Below are 17,831 nucleotides of genomic sequence, written 5' to 3'. Positions count from 1 at the left end.
GTTGGGATGTACTGTCTGACAATGTATTGGATTTGATTCACGCTGAATTAGAAAGGAGTTCTCACAGAGAGGTTTACTTGTGTGGAGAATCTTTTGGCGGTTGTTTGGCTCAGAAGGTGGCTGTCAAAGCACCTCAACTATTCAAGCGTATCATCCTCATCAACTCAGCTAGTGCTATTCATCTTCGCCCTTTGTTAAATTGGGCAACTCATCTCACTTCCTTAGTGCCATCATGCGTTTACAGTCTTAGTGCAGTTGGTTTGTTACTATTTCTGGCAAATTTATCACGTATTGCTAGAAACGATAGGCACGAACTCATCAAAAACATACGATATGTACCGCCAGAAACTGTCCTTTGGCGAATTTCCTTACTCCGAGAATTCCATGTTGATGAAGCCCAGCTATGCAAACTCAATCAACCTGTTTTAGTCATTGCTGGTGCTAATGACCGACTTTTGCCTTCCATAGAAGAAGCAAGGCGTTTAGTAAGTATCTTACCCGATGCGAAAATGGTTGTTTTGCCTGATAGCGGACACGCTTGTTTGCTGGAAGCAGACGTTAACCTTTACGACATTATGAAGGAGCAGAATTTCTTAGATTCCAGTGTTCCAATAGTTGATAGTTCATTAACCTATAAACAACAATAATCCCCGTTACCACCCAACATCTCATCCAATTATTCATTGGAAACCGTAGGAAACTGTAGGTTGGGTTGAGGAACGAAACCCAACATTCCATCCAATTATTAATTGGAAAGGGTAAATTGTGTCGAGAAAAACCCAACATTTCATCCAATTATAGATTGAAAACCGTAGGTTGGGTTGAGGAACGAAACCCAACATTCCATCCAATTATTAATTGGAAAGGGTAAATTGTGTTGATAAAAACCCAACATTTCATCCAATTATAGATTGGAAACCTACACTCGTATACACATCGGACAAATTGAAACGCTATTTTCCCCTCATAGAGAGAGATAAACTTAGCCTAACTTCGCTACAACCTAAGTAAGTCACCAAAACAAAAGCAGTTAAGTGAAGGAATGTAAAAATTGCTATAACCCTTTTTAGGTCTGAAAAAATCAGTAATTATAACTTAAGAAATATGTAAAAATATAACTTAGGAAATACGTAAAAATGGTAGGCAAAAACAAACAAAAAATAAAAGATAAACAACTCAGCTATCCAGTTGAACTCAATGAAAAGGAAGATAAGCCATCTCTGTTAGAATCCGTTGCGGAAACAGTTGGTTATGCAGTAGGTACCGCTGTAGGAGTAGGTACAGCAGCTGGGAATATTGCTGTGGATACTGGCAAAGCAGTTGCAGAAACAGCAGTTGGAGCAGGAGAAGCAGCGGCAAAACAAACACACAATTTGATTGAGCAAGCCACCCATACAGCAGGACAAATAGCCGATTATCTAAGTGAAAACTGGCTCATTAGAAGACTATCAGGAGTTTTAAATCTTAATTGGCTGATAAGTGCTTCTGACAAAGTGAATTTGGAAAAAGCAGAAGCAGCAGTCAAAAAACTCCAGCAAGAACACCCCAACGAATCACCCAGCCAACTAGCTCACCACATCATGGTTGAAAAAGCAATACAGGCAGGGGGAATTGGATTGGCAACTAGTTTTTTGCCCGGAATAGCGGTAGCCCTACTCGCAATAGATTTAGCGGCTACGGCAGAGTTGCAATCGGAAATGGTTTATCAAATTGCAGCCGCCTACGGACTAGATTTAAAAGATCCTGCCCGTAAAGGTGAATTGTTAGCAATTTTTGGTATGGCTTTGGGTGGAAGTCGTCTTTTGAAGGCTGGTGGTTTGAGTTTGCTGCGAAATATACCTTTTGCTGGGAGGTGCTGACAAAGCAACTGGCATACTGGAAGGAAAAACTGGAGGGCGCTCCCGCTTTGTTGGAACTGCCTACCGACAGACCCCGACCCCCCATTCAAACTTACCGGGGAGCAATTGAGAAATTCGCTCTCTCAAAAGAACTGAGTTCGGCGTTAGCGGCACTGAGTCAGCGACAGGGAGTGACGCTGTTCATGACCCTCTTAGCAGCATTCCAAATATTGCTGTACCGCTACACCAACCAAACCGATATCTGCGTTGGCACACCAATTGCCAACCGCAATGGCAAAGAAATTGAGGGATTAATCGGGTTATTCGCCAACACTTTAGTACTGCGGAGCGATTTGTCTGGTAACCCCAGTTTTAGGGATTTGCTGTCCCAAGTACGGGAAGTTGCTCTTGGTGCTTATGCCCATCAAGACCTGCCCTTTGAACAGTTGGTCGAGGGATTGCAACCAGAGCGTTCTCTCAGCCATACGCCACTGTTCCAAGTGATGTTTACCCTGCAAGCGGCGCTATCAGAGTTGCAATTTCCTGGCTTAAAAGGAAATTTATTACCAGCCGAAAGCTCCACAGCCAAGTTTGATTTGACTCTAGTTCTGGAGAACACGAACGCTGGATTGATGGGGGTTATCGAATACAATACTGACCTGTTTGATACTACTACCATTGCGCGGATGGTAGGGCATTATCAAACACTACTATCGGCTGTGGTTGTCAATCCCCATCAGAAGATATCGGAACTCCCACTGCTCACTGCTACCGAACAACATCAGTTCTTGCTTTTGTGGAACGATACCCAAGCAGACTACCCCAAACAATTGTGTTTGCATTCCTTGTTTGAGCAACAAGTTAAAAAGACACCCGATGCCGTAGCAGTGGTGTTTGAAAACGAACAACTCACCTACACTCAGTTAAACGCCAAAGCCAATCAACTCGCACATCACCTACGAGAGTTAGGTGTAAAACCGGAAGTGTTGGTAGCTATTTGTGTCGAACGCTCAATCGAGATGTTAGTGGGACTGCTGGCTATTCTTAAAGCCGGTGGGGCATATGTCCCCCTCGACCCGATTTACCCACCAGAGCGATTGGCATACATTCTGGAAGATTCGGGTGTCAAAGTACTGCTGACTCAACAAACGGTAGCAGAGCTTTTGCCTGAGATGGACGGAGGTGTTGTCTACCTAGACTCATTTTGGCCGAGCGCTCACAGTTCATCCAACCCCAACATTCATGTCTGCGCCGATAACTTAGCGTATGCCATCTACACCAGTGGCTCTACCGGACGACCCAAAGGGGTGCAAATTCCTCACCGGGCGGTGGTGAATTTCTTAAACTCAATGTCGGTTCAACCGGGGATAGTGTCAGAAGATGTGCTGGTGGCGGTGACGACCATTACCTTTGATATTGCGGCGTTGGAGTTGTTCTTGCCATTGAGCAGGGGCGCACGCCTTGTTCTGACCCGCGATTTGATTGCCGATGGCGGTCAAAGCATTGCCGCTTTAGGGACATCCAGCGCCACAGTCATGCAAGGCACCCCAGCCACTTGGCGAGCATTAATGCAAGCAGGCTTCCTTGGCAATCAGCAATTGAAAATACTTTGTGGTGGTGAAGCCCTCGATCGCGAACTGGCAGCGCAATTGCTTGAGCGTGCGGATAGTTTGTGGAATATGTACGGTCCGACGGAGACCACCATTTGGTCAGCCGTGTCTCGCGTACAACCCGATTCCGGTGCGGTGTCTATTGGAGGAGCGATTGCCAATACCCAATTCTACATCCTGGATGCCAATTTACAACCAGTACCGGTGGGTGTGGCTGGGGAATTGCACATTGGCGGTGACAGATATGCTGACGCGCATCCGCAATGCCAACATGGCGCGGCATCAAACTACACATGTGCCATCCACAAAAATGACTCGCAGCATAGCAAAAGTGCTGCGGGATGAAGGTTTTATTTCTGAGTTTGAAGAAGTGGGAGAAGGAATAAAGCGCGAGCTAGTTATTTCCCTGAAATATAAGGGTAAAAATCGCCAGCCTCTAATCACTACCTTGAAGCGAGTTAGCAAACCAGGTTTGCGCGTTTATTCTAATAAAAAAGAGCTACCACGGGTACTAGGCGGTATCGGCATTGCTATTATTTCCACATCCAGCGGTATCATGACTGACCGGGAGGCTCGGCGTCAGAACTTGGGTGGAGAAGTACTTTGCTATGTATGGTAATAGTCAATCGTCAATAGTCCTTAGTCTTTAGTCCTTAGCAAGGGCAAATGACTAATGACAAAAGACAAAAGACAAAAGACAAAGGATAAAAAGTTATGTCTCGAATTGGTAAACGCCCAATTACAATTCCTGCAAAAGTACAAGTGAGTATTGATGGTGCCAAGGTAGTTGTGAAAGGTCCTAAAGGCGAACTTTCTCGCGAATTACCGAGCCAAGTTACAGTCTCCCAAGAAGGAGAAACATTGCAGGTGAATCGTCGGGATGATTCCCGCTCATCTCGACAAATGCACGGTTTGTCCCGTACCTTAGTTGCCAACATGGTTGAGGGAGTCAGCACGGGCTTTCAACGCCGTTTGGAAATTCAAGGGGTTGGTTATCGTGCAGCCGTTCAAGGTCGTAACCTGGTTTTGAACATGGGCTTTAGTCATCAAGTGCAAATTGCTCCTCCTGAGGGAATTCAATTTGCTGTAGAAAACAACACCAACGTTATTATCAGTGGTTATGACAAAGAAGTGGTAGGCAACATAGCAGCTAAAATTCGCGATGTTCGTCCACCAGAACCTTATAAAGGTAAGGGTATTCGTTACGCCGGTGAAGTTGTAAGACGTAAAGCTGGTAAGACTGGTAAGAGTGGTAAGAAGTAAAAATGAAGCATACTCGTACAGAATCAAGGGAACGTCGTCATCGACGCATTCGTGGCAGAGTCAATGGTTCTTCAGAACGTCCACGGTTAGCTGTATTTCGCTCCCATCAGCATATTTATGCTCAGGTGATAGATGATACACAGCATCGGACTTTGGTGTCAGCCTCAACTGTTGAACCAGAATTGAAATCAAAAATATCTTCGGGTGGTAATTGCGACGCTTCGACAGAAGTTGGCAAGTTGATTGCAGCTCGTTCTTTGGAAAAAGGTATTACCAAAGTTGTCTTTGACAGGGGTGGAAACCTTTATCATGGACGAGTGAAAGCACTAGCTGAAGCAGCCCGTGAAGCTGGTTTGGATTTCTAAATAGGTCATTAGTCATGAGTCATTAGTCATTGGTCATTAACACTAGACAAATGACTTTGGATAAATGACAAAAGACACTCGGACAAATGACAAGGGAAATTTATTATGGCAACAAATCGTCGTAAAGCTAACCGCACTAAAAAGGAAGAAACTACCTGGCAAGAGAGGGTAATTCAAATCCGGCGGGTAAGCAAAGTCGTCAAAGGAGGTAAAAAATTAAGCTTCCGGGCGATCGTGGTTGTGGGTAACGAACGCGGTCAAGTCGGCGTGGGAGTCGGCAAAGCTTCAGATGTTATTGGTGCTGTGAAGAAAGGTGTAGCCGACGGCAAAAAACATCTGATTGATATCCCCATTACCAAATCTAATTCTATTCCCCACCCCATTAACGGCACTGGTGGCGGTGCCAAAGTTATGATGCGACCTGCTGCACCTGGTACTGGTGTAATCTCCGAGAATTGAGACCCTCAGCAAAACTAATCAACCTCTACGGCTCATCGGAAGTTTCTGCCAACGCTACTTACTACGACACCAGTTTACTACAAGACCAAGCAAACAGTGTCCCCATCGGTCGTCCTATTGACAATACTCAAGTTTATGTACTAGATAGCTATTTACAACCAACACCTGTAGGAGTTGTCGGTGAACTTTATGTGGGTGGTGATGGATTAGCAAGAGGTTATTTGCATCGTCCTGAATTGACTCAAGAGAGATTTATTGATAACCCCTTTATTCCAGGAACTAAGCTTTATAAAACAGGTGATTTAGCACGTTATCTCAAAGATGGTAATCTTGAATATTTAGGTCGCCATGATGAACAAATAAAAATTAGAGGTTTTCGAGTGGAATTGGGCGAAATTGCGACTGTTATTGCACAACATTCAGATGTGCAAGAATCTGTTGTAATTGCCAGCGATGATACTCAATATAATCAGCGTTTGATTGCCTATGTTGTCACAAAGAAACAGGATATAGCAGCACAACTGTTGCCCTATTTGCAACAAAAACTACCTAACTATATGCTACCATCTGCCTTTGTCGTATTGGATGACCTCCCAATAACACCTAATGGCAAAGTAGACAAGCGTGCCCTTCCCAAAGATGACATTATTCGCTCAAATACGACTCAATCCTTCGTCGCTTCTCGTAACTTTACAGAATTATCATTAGTAAAACTTTGGGAAAATCTCCTGAATATTAACCCTATAGGGGTAACAGATAACTTCTTTGACTTGGGGGGACACTCATTTTTAGCTGTTCGGTTAATGGCTCAAATTCGTGACCGATTTGGGCATAATCTTCCCCTATCTACTCTTTTTGAAAACCCAACAATTGAAACATTAGCTCAAGTTGTCAATCAGCCAGTCGGTGAAACATCAAATTCTCCTCTAGTTGCAATTAACTCTTCTGGTTCCAAAATACCTTTCTTTTGTATACATGGTGCTGGTGGAGGTGTTCGTCAATACTTTAACTTGTCCAGAAGACTTGGTGAGGACTATCCATTTTATGCCTTGCAACATACCCCTGACGAGGAGGAACCGGAAATTATTTCAGTGGAGGAAACAGCATCTTGCTACCTCCAAGAAATTCGTAAAGTACAACCAAATGGTCCTTATCTTTTAGGAGGTCATTGTTACGGCGGTGTATTAGCCTTTGAAATCGCGCAGCAATTGCAAAAACAAGGTCAAACAGTAAGTTTGTTAGTTGTTATCGATACCATAGTACCAGAAATACGCATTGAATCTACAAAAGATGATAATGCAAAATTCCTACTCCGTATGGCAGAATCAATAAAAACTAATAATAACGTAGAGTTTTCGGTAACTTTTGAAGAACTTCGAGATTTGCCACTAAATGAGCAACTTCATTTAATCAATAAAAAAACAAACTACATTTTTAGCGATACAGAAATTAAAGATTTTCTCCGCTACTACCAACTTTTCAAAGTTCATGTCCAAGCTATGCGAGATTATGTTCCCCAAGTTTATCCTCACTCCATGATGCTGTTGAAAGCTAATGAGGAGATTATTCATGACTTTGAAAGCCCGGAATTTCATACTGATAACCCCTTACTAGGTTGGGGTAAATATTCTAGTCAACCGATTCAAGTCATTGAAGTTCCAGGGGATCATTTCTCAATTTTCGTCGAACCGAATATGCAGGAATTAGCTAGACATTTGAGAATTTGTATCGATAATGCGGTGTGCAATGTAAATAATGGGAGTAAATAAATTTCTTGCAGGCGGGCAAGACGGTTGTTACGGTTAATTACCCGACGATAGAGATCGTTTAAATCGCTTGTCGCAAATCGTCCACCATCAAGCTGCACCATTGGTCGCAAGTCAGGAGGAATCACGGGGATCACCGTCATCACCATCCACTCTGGCTTAGAACCCGTTGCAATGAAGTTATCAATAACGCGCAGGCGCTTAATCAGCTTTGCTCGCTTTTGTCCCTTAGCTGTCGTAATTTCCTCTCGCAAAGCTTCAGCTTCTTGCTCTAAATTAATGTCCGCAAGCAACCGCAACAGCGCTTCAGCACCAATACCAACCTCTACCCCTTGCAGTGTAGAATCTTCCGCATAAATTTGGTCTTCTATTTCCAACCACTGGTCTTCACTCAATAGTTGTTTGTAAGTTAAAGTTTCTGCATTCCCTTGATTCAGTACAACATAGGAGTTGAAATATACAATTTGTTCCACATCCCGCAAGGGCATATCCAGCAGGATGGCGATATAACTGGGAATCCCTTTGAGATACCATACGTGAGCTACCGGGGCTGCCAACTTAATGTAACCCATCCGGTGGCGGCGGACTCGAGACTCAGTGACTTCAACACCACAACGCTCGCACACAATACCCCGGTGACGAACTCTTTTATACTTTCCGCAGTGACATTCCCAATCTTTCGCCGGACCAAAAATGCGCTCGCAGAACAAGCCATCCATTTCTGGTTTTAAAGTCCGGTAATTTATCGTCTCCGGCTTTGTCACTTCACCAACAACCTGACCGTTAGGTAAAGTTCTTTCACCCCAAACTCGAATTCGGTCTGGTGATGCCAAGCCAATTTTGACGTAGTCAAACTGATTATTTTGGGCTGCTCTCATCTTGGTCTAATGATATACAAATATAACTACATTTCTGAGCACAGACAAAATGCCGTGCCTGTGTGAGGAGTATTTAGTTTTTAGTGGGCTGTGGGAGGGAGGGGGAGAGGGGGAGAGTGGGAGAGTGGGAGAACTTCACCCTATCCTCCCATCCCCCCTCCTATTTATTCCTCATCATCCAACGATTCACGAGAGAGAGACTCATAGGTTGGACGTGGAGGCGTGCGGCGGTTTCCTTGGTCTGCCATCAGATCGACCTCAACATCTAAGGAACTGCCATCTGTCTGTGTCTCTACCTTATGTACGGCAATATCCAAGCCCAGAGACTGGAGTTCGCGCATCAAGACTTTGAAGGATTCTGGAGTTCCGGGTCGGGGAATAGCCTTACCTTTGACGATCGCATTGAGCGCTTCATTCCGCCCCTGCATATCATCTGACTTCACAGTGAGCAATTCTTGCAAGGTGTAAGCCGCACCAAAAGCTTCCAATGCCCACACCTCCATTTCGCCAAATCGCTGACCGCCTTGCTGTGCCTTACCACCCAAAGGCTGTTGGGTCACCAAAGAGTAAGGACCTGTAGAACGGGCGTGAATCTTGTCATCCACCAAATGCACCAATTTGAGCATATAAGCCACACCCACAGTAATGGGTCTGTCAAAAGGTTCCCCAGTGCGACCGTCATACACGATGATTTTGCCCGGATTGTCTGGGTTGTATACCCAGAGGTTACCTGTCTCGTCCCGTGCTTCCTGTAGTTTGCCGTGTACGATGCTCCGGGAAGACTCTTCACCGTACATTTCATCAAAAGGAGTCAGCTTAAACCGTACTCCCAGGTTATGACCTGCCCAACCCAACAGACACTCAAACACCTGTCCGACATTCATACGGCTGGGTTCTCTACACAGGTGATTTTTTACACATCAACCTTAACTGAACCATATTGCCTTAATTCTCGTCTCGCCCGTGAACTTGGGCAGGTGGGCTGGTTGCCTCAACCGCAGTGAATGACTCTAGGATTTTGTAAGTGTGAGATGCTCCCTTGGGTACTACCCAGGAAGTTCCAGGTTCTAGCAAAACCATTTGACCTTCAATGTGCAACTCAGCGCGACCACCGATAACATAACCAACAGTTTCATATTCCCGTGCTGCCGGTTCTTTGGCTTCACCAGGTTGTTCGTTCTCCCAAAGGCGCATTGAAACAGTTTTACCGGAAGCAAGGTACTTTTGTCCTTGTTCACCTCTGGGGGAGTAGGCGGAGTCTATTTTTTTAACGGTTGTGTCTGCCATATTTGTGTCCTTAAATCAAGTTTATGAAAAGGAGGAAGGGTTAGTGGTTATTGGCTAATAAAAAAACAATTAACTACTAACAACTAATTACTAACTCACAACTAAACTTTTACCTTTTCGCCCGTGCGGGCTGCTTGGTAAATTAGGTTCATGAGTTTGACATCTTGCAAGCCTTCTTCTCCTGGAGTTTTAGGCTGTTTGTTCAACATGATGGACTCAGATAGGTGATCCATCTCTAGGGCAAACTGGTTTTTTTCTTCGATATTTTGCTCTTCCCTGCGGTTATTTCTGCTGATATAGAGGCGATGTTGGTAGTAGTCAGTTGCTGGATCTAATTCCAAAACCGCGTCAGCCCCAAAAACTTGAATGCGTTTGGTACTGGAATAGCCATAGCTGGAGGTACAGTTGGCAAGAACACCACTGGGGAAGCGCAGTGCGAAGTTGACGTTTTCCTCAACCTCCCGGAAGCGCGGATCGCCTGGAGTGCTGTACATAAAGGCGCTAATTTCTACAGGTTCCTCACCCGTGATATATCTTGCAGCTTGCAAGCTGTAGATACCAATGTCGTAAAGAGAACCGCCACCAGCTAGTTTTTTATCCATTCGCCAAATGTCAGCTGGATCTTTGGGATTGAGGATGCGTCCATGATCGGAAGTTACCGCCTTGAGCTTACCCAGTTTGCCACTCCGAGCAAGTTGAATGGCAGTCAGGTTATAGGGTTCATATTGGGCACGGTAAGCAATCATCAATTTGCGATCGCCTTTCTTGGCTGCGTCAATCATGGCTTGGCATTCTTGGACAGTGTTTGCCATCGGCTTTTCACACATGACATGTTTGCCTGCCTGCGCTCCCCGAATACTGTATTCGGCATGCAACCCATTCGGCAAAATGATATAAACAACATCTACTTCTGGGTTATTGCGAATAGTGTCGTAGTTCTGATAGGTGTAAATGTTTTTCGGGGTGATACCGTATTGTTGTGCGTACTTTTCGGCTTTAGCGCGATCGCCACTTACCAGTGCCACCAATTTCGACCTTTTGCACTCACCAAAAGAAGGCATTATTTGTTCAGTAGCAAACTTACCCAAACCTACAATTGCCCATCCCAGTTTTTTATCGGGAGGTAAAGATGGATCTTTAGATGGTGCAGGTCCAGCCTGGGCTAATGTCGGCACGGGTTTGATAATGTGTCCCACTGTTCCTGCGACACCAACTGCCATGAACCCAAAACCTGCTTTATGTAAAAGAGTGCGGCGAGAAATTTCTGTAGTCATGGGTCATTAGTCAAAGGTTAATCGTCATTTGTTCTTTGCTAATGACAAAGGACAAAGGACAAATGACTTTATGGTTTTAGTACAACTTTGATGCAGTTGTCGCCTGAAAGAAATGACTTTGCTCGACCAGCCATACATTCGCGATCAAAGCATTACGGTGGAAGAACTGATCGAGCAAAGTGCAGGACAAGTGGGCGGCACCGTCCAAGTGCGTCGCTTTATTCGATATGTCCTAGGTGAGGGTATTGAGAAGCAAGAAAGCAATTTTGCAGAAGAAGTTGCTGCACAAATGGGTACTAAGTAAATTTGCCAGTAGTCAATAGTCTATAGTTAAAAGTAATAACCATTGACTGTTGACTTTTTTCCAAGGCAGGTCACGCCAATGAAGCTGACCTGTCTTTCTTTTAAAATCAGCAAATCTAAATATATTAGTAACAAAATTTACTTATATCTACTGAACGCTAATGTAGATTAAATCATCTAACATTCTGTGTAAATCCAAAATTCAATAACTAGAGCGCCGATTCTTTACGCCTTGAAGACAAAAAACTCAGTGTCTGTGATTGGCGCTAAACTGATTTAGTTGCCCTTCTAAGAATTCGGGTTTTTGGGATTACTGTATCGATGCTCTAAAATATATTGTCCTCATTACTAATTCTCTTATAATAATTAAGTACATTTGTACCAAAAGGTCGGATGGACAGCAACAAAGATATGGCAAGAGCAATTGAGCGCATAGAACGGGATATTTCGGTATTGGAAGAAGCGATACAGGCGATCGCGAAAGACCTCCAAAATGCCTACATCAATTATTTAACCACCTTAGGGCAAACTCTAAGGCAGCAGTTAAATCAGGCAAGCTACCACCTCTGTACTCAGGGGTATCCTGAAAGCTTTCTGCGGTTGTCCTTGAATCAGCGACAACAATTGCAACAATCCATCCGCAAGTTGGGTCAACAGACAGCAGAACAGTTGCAAGCCCTGATGAAAAGCGAACAGCAGGAAACAGTGAAAGAGGAACAAGAAAAGAAAGAGGGTGAACCCGTAGAGCAAACAGAAGTAGGAGAAACAAATGAAACATCTTCCTTTTCTTCCCCCGTTATCCCTCCTCCCCCAGCGTCCCCCACTATCCCAACTCCCCCTACATCTCCTGCATTCCCGACTCCCCCTGTGTCCTCCTCCTCCCCAGCATCCCCAAAATTCCCTCCTCCCCCAGCGTCTCCCGCTTTCCCAACTCCCCCAGCTGCTTTTTCCTTGTCTCCCTTATCCTCCTTATCCCCTGCGCCCTTTCCCTCCAAATCCTCCAACCCTATAGAAATAGCCAAGTGGCAACAAAGCTTGGAGAGAGCAATGCAAGAAAAACTGAAGTTGGTTTCTCGTGACGCTAATCTTTTGTTACAGAGATCGGGAATACTACCGAAAAAATTACCAGAACCAATTTTAGAAGCCGCCGCCGCCGCCGTATCAGAAGCAGCTGCTGAAATCATGCCAGGACCTCCTAACTTACTCAGCTTAGTCATTGAAGTTGAGAACGAGCAGTCAGAAGAACCCAGCTTGACACAGATTATGGCTTTGAACTTGCGTCTTGGGGAAATTGAATTTGTTGACACAACTCTATCCTCTTGTCGCAAGCAGATTCGTAGTATCCTAGTTCAACTAAATAAACTGGGACAAGATTATCAAAAGAAACAGCGAGAACGGTCAATTGCTGAAGCTGAAGCAGCATGGCGTGCTATTTGGTTTGATGAATAGTTATTGGTCATTGGTCATTTGTCCTTTGTCATTTGTCCTTTGTTCTTTATAAATAACTAATGACCAATGACCAAATAACCAATGACCAATGACCAATGACCAATGACCAATGACAGTCTTGGCAAGGTCACGCTGTATTTAGAGATGCTGAAGGTCGAGTTTTAACAGTCCGTCGTCTTCCCAACTTCTTTGAAACTTTCCCTGTGGTGCTGACCGACCAAGATGGAGTTGTCCGTGCTGACATTCCTTTCCGTCGGGCAGAATCTCAAAATAGCTTTGAGCAATCTGGTGTCACCGTTAGCTTCTACGGTGGGGACTTAAATGGTCAAACATTTGATGACCCAGCTGAAGTGAAGAAGTGGGCACGTAAGGCTCAAGGTGGGGAAATCTTTGAATTTGATAGAGAAACCTTGAACTCTGACGGGGTGTTCCGCACCAGCCCCAGAGGTTGGTTTACATTTGGACACGCTGTCTTTGCTCTGTTGTTCTTCTTTGGTCATATCTGGCATGGTTCTCGGACAATCTACCGAGACGTGTTTGCTGGTATCGACCCAGATATCGAAGAGCAAGTCGAATTTGGTGTCTTTGCCAAAGTGGGTGACTTGACAACCCGTAAGAAGGAAGCTTAGAAACTAGGGCGTGGTGCAGGGGACATAATCTAAACATATGTTCTCTGCCCAATGCTCTAAGCTATTTTTCCCAGTACCTTTGGTATACTATTAGTGGTAATCGGTGGGTAAGTAGGCAGGATTTTGAGTTATGGAAAGTGTTGCGTACATTTTAATTTTGGCTCTAGCCATAGGAACACTCTTTTTTGCGGTTGCTTTCCGCGAACCCCCTCGCGTTGAAAACAAAGAAGAGAAGTAATTATTTTGGTCAACGATTGACGGTTAACAGTTAACCGTTTTTTGCTCCCGCTGTTACCAACGTTGGTGGCAGCGTTTATTGATAAAATTGAAATTGACAAGTAGAAAAAATTGTCTTCCTAAATTTCTCCGAAAGATTGACAAATACAGACTGAATGTCTGGTATAATGTATGATCTGGAAGTCGATATGTTCAGATCAGCTCTTTTGCGCTAATATGAACGGGGATGTAGGTGTAGAATGCCTAATCTAGGGCGCTTGCATATACATCGCTAGGAGGCGAAAAATTTACGGAGAAAAATAACCGGGAAACAATTAGCATGGTCAATCAGAAATTAACCGCTCCTGAAATTGGATTTACTCACGACGATTTCGCTGCTCTACTTGACAAGTACGATTATCACTTTAGCCCTGGTGATATAGTACCAGGTACAGTATTCAGCATAGAGCCGCGCGGCGCTCTGATTGACATCGGTGCAAAAACGGCAGCATATATACCCATACAAGAAATGTCTATCAACCGGGTCGATAGCCCGGAAGAAGTATTACAGTCTAATGAAACGCGGGAATTTTTTATCCTCACCGATGAAAATGAAGATGGTCAATTAACGCTTTCCATTCGGCGTATAGAATATATGCGTGCTTGGGAGCGCGTGCGGCAGCTGCAAGCAGAAGATGCAACTGTCCGTTCTGGCGTATTTGCTACCAATCGCGGCGGTGCTTTGGTGCGGATTGAGGGATTACGCGGATTTATTCCCGGTTCCCACATCAGCACTCGCAAACCTAAAGAAGAGTTAGTAGGCGAAGAATTGCCATTGAAGTTTCTAGAGGTAGATGAGGAGCGCAATCGCCTTGTTCTCTCTCACCGTCGAGCGCTAGTTGAGCGTAAGATGAACCGTCTGGAAGTTGGTGAGGTTGTTATTGGTACTGTACGCGGTATTAAGCCCTACGGTGCATTTATTGATATTGGTGGTGTCAGCGGTCTACTGCACATACAACTCGCGTAACTTCTGCAACTTCTCCTCACTGGGTTGCCAAAAACCGCGCCCATTTGCTTCCAACATTCTCCCTATAATATTGCGGAAAGCTTCAGGATTCGCCTTACGCAATCTCTCTGCCATTTCAGCATCTAAAGCATAAGTATCCGCAGCTTGGTCGTATACCCAAGAGTCAGTAAAATCCGCAGTACCACCCCAACCAATCAAAGCTGTCATGCGTTGGGAAATTTCATAAGCACCGCCCGAACCCTGACTTGCCATTGCTTCTGCCCATTTGGGATTCAGCAACTTGGTACGATACTCCATCCTCAACAAATCATCTAAATTCCGAGGAGTCGTATCCTTCGAGAAACTCTCCACAAAACTCGTTGTCACCTTTTTACCGCGTTGTTTTTCTGCGGCTTTCTTCAAACCCCCCGTATTGGCATAGTACTCCTGAATATCAGTCAACCCATATTCCACAGAATCAATTTCTTGAACAATGCGACTGGTACTTTGCAAAAGTTGGGTCAGTACTTCCGGTCTAGCTTGACCTTTATCTTGCCTGCCATAACTAAACACATTGCGTCCCTTCCAAGTATCCCCCAACTCATTACCAGATTCCCAATTACTATCAACCACTCGGTCATTAACCAAAGAACCAAAATCACCCGCTGGGTTAGAAAACAACCTCGCAGATGCATTCTCCACCCCTTGCGCCTTTAAAGCTAAAGCGTGTTTTCTAACAAAATTCTGGTCTTCCGGTTCATCAGCCTCAGCAGCCCGTAAAAACAGATCGTCCAGCAACTCAATAATATTGACAAAACTATCTCTAAAAATCCCCGACAAATTCCCCAAAACATCAATCCGGGGATGTCCCACCTCCGCCAAAGGCTTCAACTCGTAACGAACAATTCGCCCCGTACCTTCCTTAACAGGTTCAGCACCTACCAACTCCAAAAGAATCCCAAGAGATTCCCCCTTAGTTTTAATCGCATCCAAACCCCACAGCATCACCGCCACAGTTTCCGGATACGTCCCATGTTCTTGCAAATGCTGAGAGATAATTTTTTGCCCAATTTCCCGTCCCCGTTCATAAGCAGCTGGCGAAGGCATTCTGTAAGGATCTAAAGCATGAATATTCCTACCCGTAGGCAAAACACCAGGACCATCACGCAACAAATCCCCCCCAGGCGCAGGAGGAATAAACTCCCCATTCAACCCCCGCAACAAATTCGTCAACTCATCAGTCGTTTGACCCAATAACCCTCTAATCAACCCCTCCTCTTCCTCTTCGCGCCCTTCGCGTCTTCGCGGTTCATTCCCAAAATAAGCCTCCAAATACGACCCTAACTCCTCCTCACCAGGCGCTTCTCCCAAAACATGCAACCCAGAAGAGAACAACCGATTCTCCAGAACTTGCAGATACTCATACAACTTAACAAGATAATCATTAAAAGCATGAGCGCTAAACATCCGAACATTTTCAGGAGTAAAAGTCATCCCCAAACCCCTAGCATCCTCAAACGGACAATCCGCATCCAAACCCGTGTCAATAATCTTTTTGCAAATTGCTTCCTTGAGAAGATAATTCTTCTGTGGATCTTCCCGATACTCCGCGATTAAATCCCGCAACGCCACCAATTCTTTATACAACCCCGCACGACCATAGGGAGGGACATTGTGAGAAACAAGCACCCCATAACCGCGACGCTTTGCCAAAATTGATTCCGAGGGATTATTCGCCGCATATATATCTCTTGTACTGGGGGCGCGTCCAACTGCGATGGTCATCGGACTAAAATCCTCTTTTTTACTAAAATTGCAAGTTTTTTGAGGAATTAACGTTTTTTTATGACACTCACAGCTCCGTTGAAGCTGCTGATATTGTGAGAACCTATCACTTTACTAGTTACAGTCTCTCATTTTAGTGTCACAATAGTTTCCACCAGTTGGTAATCCACCTTGTAGAAACTTAACGATTCTTAATTTATCACATCAGTCTGGCTTTGTGCCCGATTTACATTTAGAAATCAGGTATAAAGCAAAAACCCACTACTTATGATTATTATCAGAATTTTTACAATATGACACAAGTTTTCTCAGAAATCTCAGAAAACTTGCAATACGTTTGCTCCAGTGGCAGACTTGGTAAAGAGAATGTCTCAAGCGCCAAGGTAGTTATGACGGCATCAACAACCATTAGCAAAGGCGAGTTTCCTTCAGAGGGTAACTCTTCTAGTGTCCTCCATCAAAAGGTTCTCGGTTCCCGTCGGTTCAGTAACTACTGGTGGGCAACTGTTGTTTCATTAGGAGCAACAGGCTTTTTGCTTGCTGGAATATCCAGTTATCTAAAAGTCAATTTACTCCTAGTTACTGACCCAACACAACTGATATTCGTCCCTCAGGGATTAGTTATGGGGTTGTACGGTACCGCCGGGTTACTTTTATCCCTGTACCTATGGTTGACAATTCTATGGGATGTGGGAGGCGGATACAACGATTTCAATCGGGAAACTGGCAAAATCAAAATCTTTCGCTGGGGATTTCCAGGGAAAAACCGCCGTATTGAGATTGATTGCACTACGGCAGATGTCCAGTCTGTCCGGGTTGAAATTAGAGAGGGTATCAATCCCCAACGCGCAATTTACTTGCGTGTTAAGGGACGCCGCGATATTCCTTTAACAAGGGTGGGTCAACCCATGTCATTGCAAGAACTAGAAACCCAAGGCGCTCAATTAGCACGGTTTTTAGGAGTTCCCTTGGAAGGGCTTTAAGGGATTGAGGCTAAGAACTAATGGCTAATCCCATTTGTCACAATTAGCCATTGGCTATTAGCTATGAATGCTTCCAAATGAAGCTAAGATACACTGGTCGTGTCTGTCACTGGTAATGCGGTTAAACTTTTCCAAATTGTTCGTTGCTCTGTTAATTGTCGGGACTCTGTTGTTAGGCAGCTATTCAACACAGCAGGTTTGGGCTAGTGCTTCTCCAACTTCTACAGCAAATAGAGCAACTTCCCAATTAATCGACGATAGCTTAGCCCAACAGGCAACCCTTGTATCCCAACGTACAAACGAGAGAATTCTTAGAATGAAAGATTTACCACGACTCGAAGGCAAGGCGACTGTGGTGATGACTGTAAATGGATCATCCATCACTATCGAAGTGGATGGTACAAATGCCCCTATCACCGCAGGCAATTTTGTAGATTTAGTCCAGAGAGGCGTGTACGATGGCTTGGTTTTCCATAGAGTCGTGCGCCAACCCCAACCTTTTGTGGTTCAAGGGGGCGATCCTCAAAGTAAAGACCCGAAAGTCCCATCAAATCGATGGGGAACAGGCGGTTTTGTCGATCCAAAAACTGGCAAAGAACGCCGTATACCTTTAGAGATTACGCCAGTAGGTGCGGAGGAACCACTGTACAGTAAAACATTTGAAATGGCACGTATTAATACACCACCTAAATTGCGGCATACGTTGGGTGCAGTGGCAAT

Annotated in this window: 10 protein-coding genes and 10 pseudogenes; 15 read left to right on the top strand and 5 right to left on the bottom strand. The window is 44.6% G+C overall.

Translation table 11 applies throughout. From position 1 onward, the window contains the following. The 8 genes and pseudogenes from ACYRY3_RS01555 to ACYRY3_RS01520 all read left to right on the top strand — a co-directional run. A partial coding sequence (locus ACYRY3_RS01555; protein WP_460200051.1) for an alpha/beta fold hydrolase occupies positions 1–647 on the top strand: 647 nt, incomplete at its 5' end. A gap of 489 nt (positions 648–1,136) precedes the next feature. Next, positions 1,137–1,850, top strand: a pseudogene (locus ACYRY3_RS01550) (hypothetical protein); the annotation flags it as partial. After that, positions 1,850–3,793, top strand: a pseudogene (locus ACYRY3_RS01545) (non-ribosomal peptide synthetase); the annotation flags it as partial. The pseudogenes ACYRY3_RS01550 and ACYRY3_RS01545, both read left to right, overlap by 1 nt. Then, the gene (rpsH, locus tag ACYRY3_RS01540) at positions 3,693–4,067 is read left to right on the top strand and encodes a 30S ribosomal protein S8 (protein WP_460200050.1); all 375 of its coding nucleotides are present in this window, start codon (positions 3,693–3,695) and stop codon (positions 4,065–4,067) included. The pseudogene ACYRY3_RS01545 and the gene rpsH, both read left to right, overlap by 101 nt. Positions 4,068–4,162: 95 nt before the next feature. Then, positions 4,163–4,711 carry a 50S ribosomal protein L6 gene (gene rplF / locus ACYRY3_RS01535; protein ID WP_460200049.1) on the top strand — a complete coding sequence of 183 codons (549 nt, stop codon included), beginning with the start codon at positions 4,163–4,165 and terminating at the stop codon, positions 4,709–4,711. Positions 4,712–4,713: 2 nt separating this feature from the next. Beyond that, positions 4,714–5,076 (top strand): 50S ribosomal protein L18, encoded by a 363-nt coding sequence (gene rplR, locus ACYRY3_RS01530; RefSeq protein WP_460200047.1) that lies wholly within the window; start codon positions 4,714–4,716, stop codon positions 5,074–5,076. A gap of 105 nt (positions 5,077–5,181) precedes the next feature. Then, positions 5,182–5,526, top strand: a pseudogene (locus ACYRY3_RS01525) (30S ribosomal protein S5); the annotation flags it as partial. After that, positions 5,526–7,304 (top strand): annotated as a pseudogene (locus ACYRY3_RS01520) (thioesterase domain-containing protein); the annotation flags it as partial. The pseudogenes ACYRY3_RS01525 and ACYRY3_RS01520, both read left to right, overlap by 1 nt. Here ACYRY3_RS01520 and rpoC1 read toward each other — a convergent pair. The 4 genes and pseudogenes from rpoC1 to ACYRY3_RS01500 all read right to left on the bottom strand — a co-directional run. Beyond that, a pseudogene (rpoC1, locus tag ACYRY3_RS01515) lies at positions 7,304–8,179 on the bottom strand (DNA-directed RNA polymerase subunit gamma); the annotation flags it as partial. The pseudogenes ACYRY3_RS01520 and rpoC1 sit on opposite strands and share 1 nt — an antisense overlap. 164 nt (positions 8,180–8,343) lie before the next feature. Further along, positions 8,344–9,072 (bottom strand): annotated as a pseudogene (locus ACYRY3_RS01510) (DNA-directed RNA polymerase subunit beta); the annotation flags it as partial. Positions 9,073–9,124: 52 nt separating this feature from the next. Then, on the bottom strand, positions 9,125–9,466 hold the full coding sequence (locus ACYRY3_RS01505; RefSeq protein WP_460200046.1) for a cupin domain-containing protein: 342 nt from the start codon (positions 9,464–9,466) through the stop codon (positions 9,125–9,127). Positions 9,467–9,567: 101 nt separating this feature from the next. Further along, positions 9,568–10,740, bottom strand: coding sequence for a Gfo/Idh/MocA family protein (locus tag ACYRY3_RS01500; protein WP_460200045.1), 1,173 nt, complete (start codon positions 10,738–10,740; stop codon positions 9,568–9,570). A gap of 100 nt (positions 10,741–10,840) precedes the next feature. Here ACYRY3_RS01500 and ACYRY3_RS01495 point away from each other — a divergent pair. From ACYRY3_RS01495 to ACYRY3_RS01475, 5 genes and pseudogenes are all read left to right on the top strand, one after another. Then, a pseudogene (locus tag ACYRY3_RS01495) lies at positions 10,841–11,044 on the top strand (translation elongation factor Ts); the annotation flags it as partial. A gap of 410 nt (positions 11,045–11,454) precedes the next feature. Next, positions 11,455–12,492: a primosomal protein gene (locus ACYRY3_RS01490; protein ID WP_460200054.1), complete on the top strand. Its 1,038-nt coding sequence runs from the start codon at positions 11,455–11,457 to the stop codon at positions 12,490–12,492. Positions 12,493–12,605: 113 nt separating this feature from the next. Further along, positions 12,606–13,121: pseudogene (locus ACYRY3_RS01485) on the top strand (photosystem II chlorophyll-binding protein CP47); the annotation flags it as partial. 130 nt (positions 13,122–13,251) lie between these two features. Continuing rightward, positions 13,252–13,359 carry a photosystem II reaction center protein T gene (locus ACYRY3_RS01480; RefSeq protein ID WP_460200044.1) on the top strand — a complete coding sequence of 36 codons (108 nt, stop codon included), beginning with the start codon at positions 13,252–13,254 and terminating at the stop codon, positions 13,357–13,359. A 318-nt stretch (positions 13,360–13,677) separates the two neighbouring features. Beyond that, positions 13,678–14,352 (top strand): annotated as a pseudogene (locus ACYRY3_RS01475) (S1 RNA-binding domain-containing protein); the annotation flags it as partial. Here ACYRY3_RS01475 and ACYRY3_RS01470 read toward each other — a convergent pair. Beyond that, positions 14,341–16,089: pseudogene (locus ACYRY3_RS01470) on the bottom strand (cobaltochelatase subunit CobN); the annotation flags it as partial. The pseudogenes ACYRY3_RS01475 and ACYRY3_RS01470 sit on opposite strands and share 12 nt — an antisense overlap. 428 nt (positions 16,090–16,517) lie before the next feature. Between ACYRY3_RS01470 and ACYRY3_RS01465 the strand changes: the two are divergent. Further along, the gene (locus ACYRY3_RS01465) at positions 16,518–17,111 is read left to right on the top strand and encodes a photosystem I assembly protein Ycf4 (RefSeq protein WP_460200053.1); all 594 of its coding nucleotides are present in this window, start codon (positions 16,518–16,520) and stop codon (positions 17,109–17,111) included. 115 nt (positions 17,112–17,226) lie between these two features. Beyond that, a partial coding sequence (locus ACYRY3_RS01460) for a peptidylprolyl isomerase (RefSeq protein ID WP_460200052.1) occupies positions 17,227–17,831 on the top strand: 605 nt, incomplete at its 3' end.

Source organism: Scytonema sp. NUACC21, from assembly GCF_054684315.1.
The sequence above is the reverse complement of the archived record's forward strand: the minus strand, read 5'-3'. Positions and strand labels throughout refer to the sequence as shown.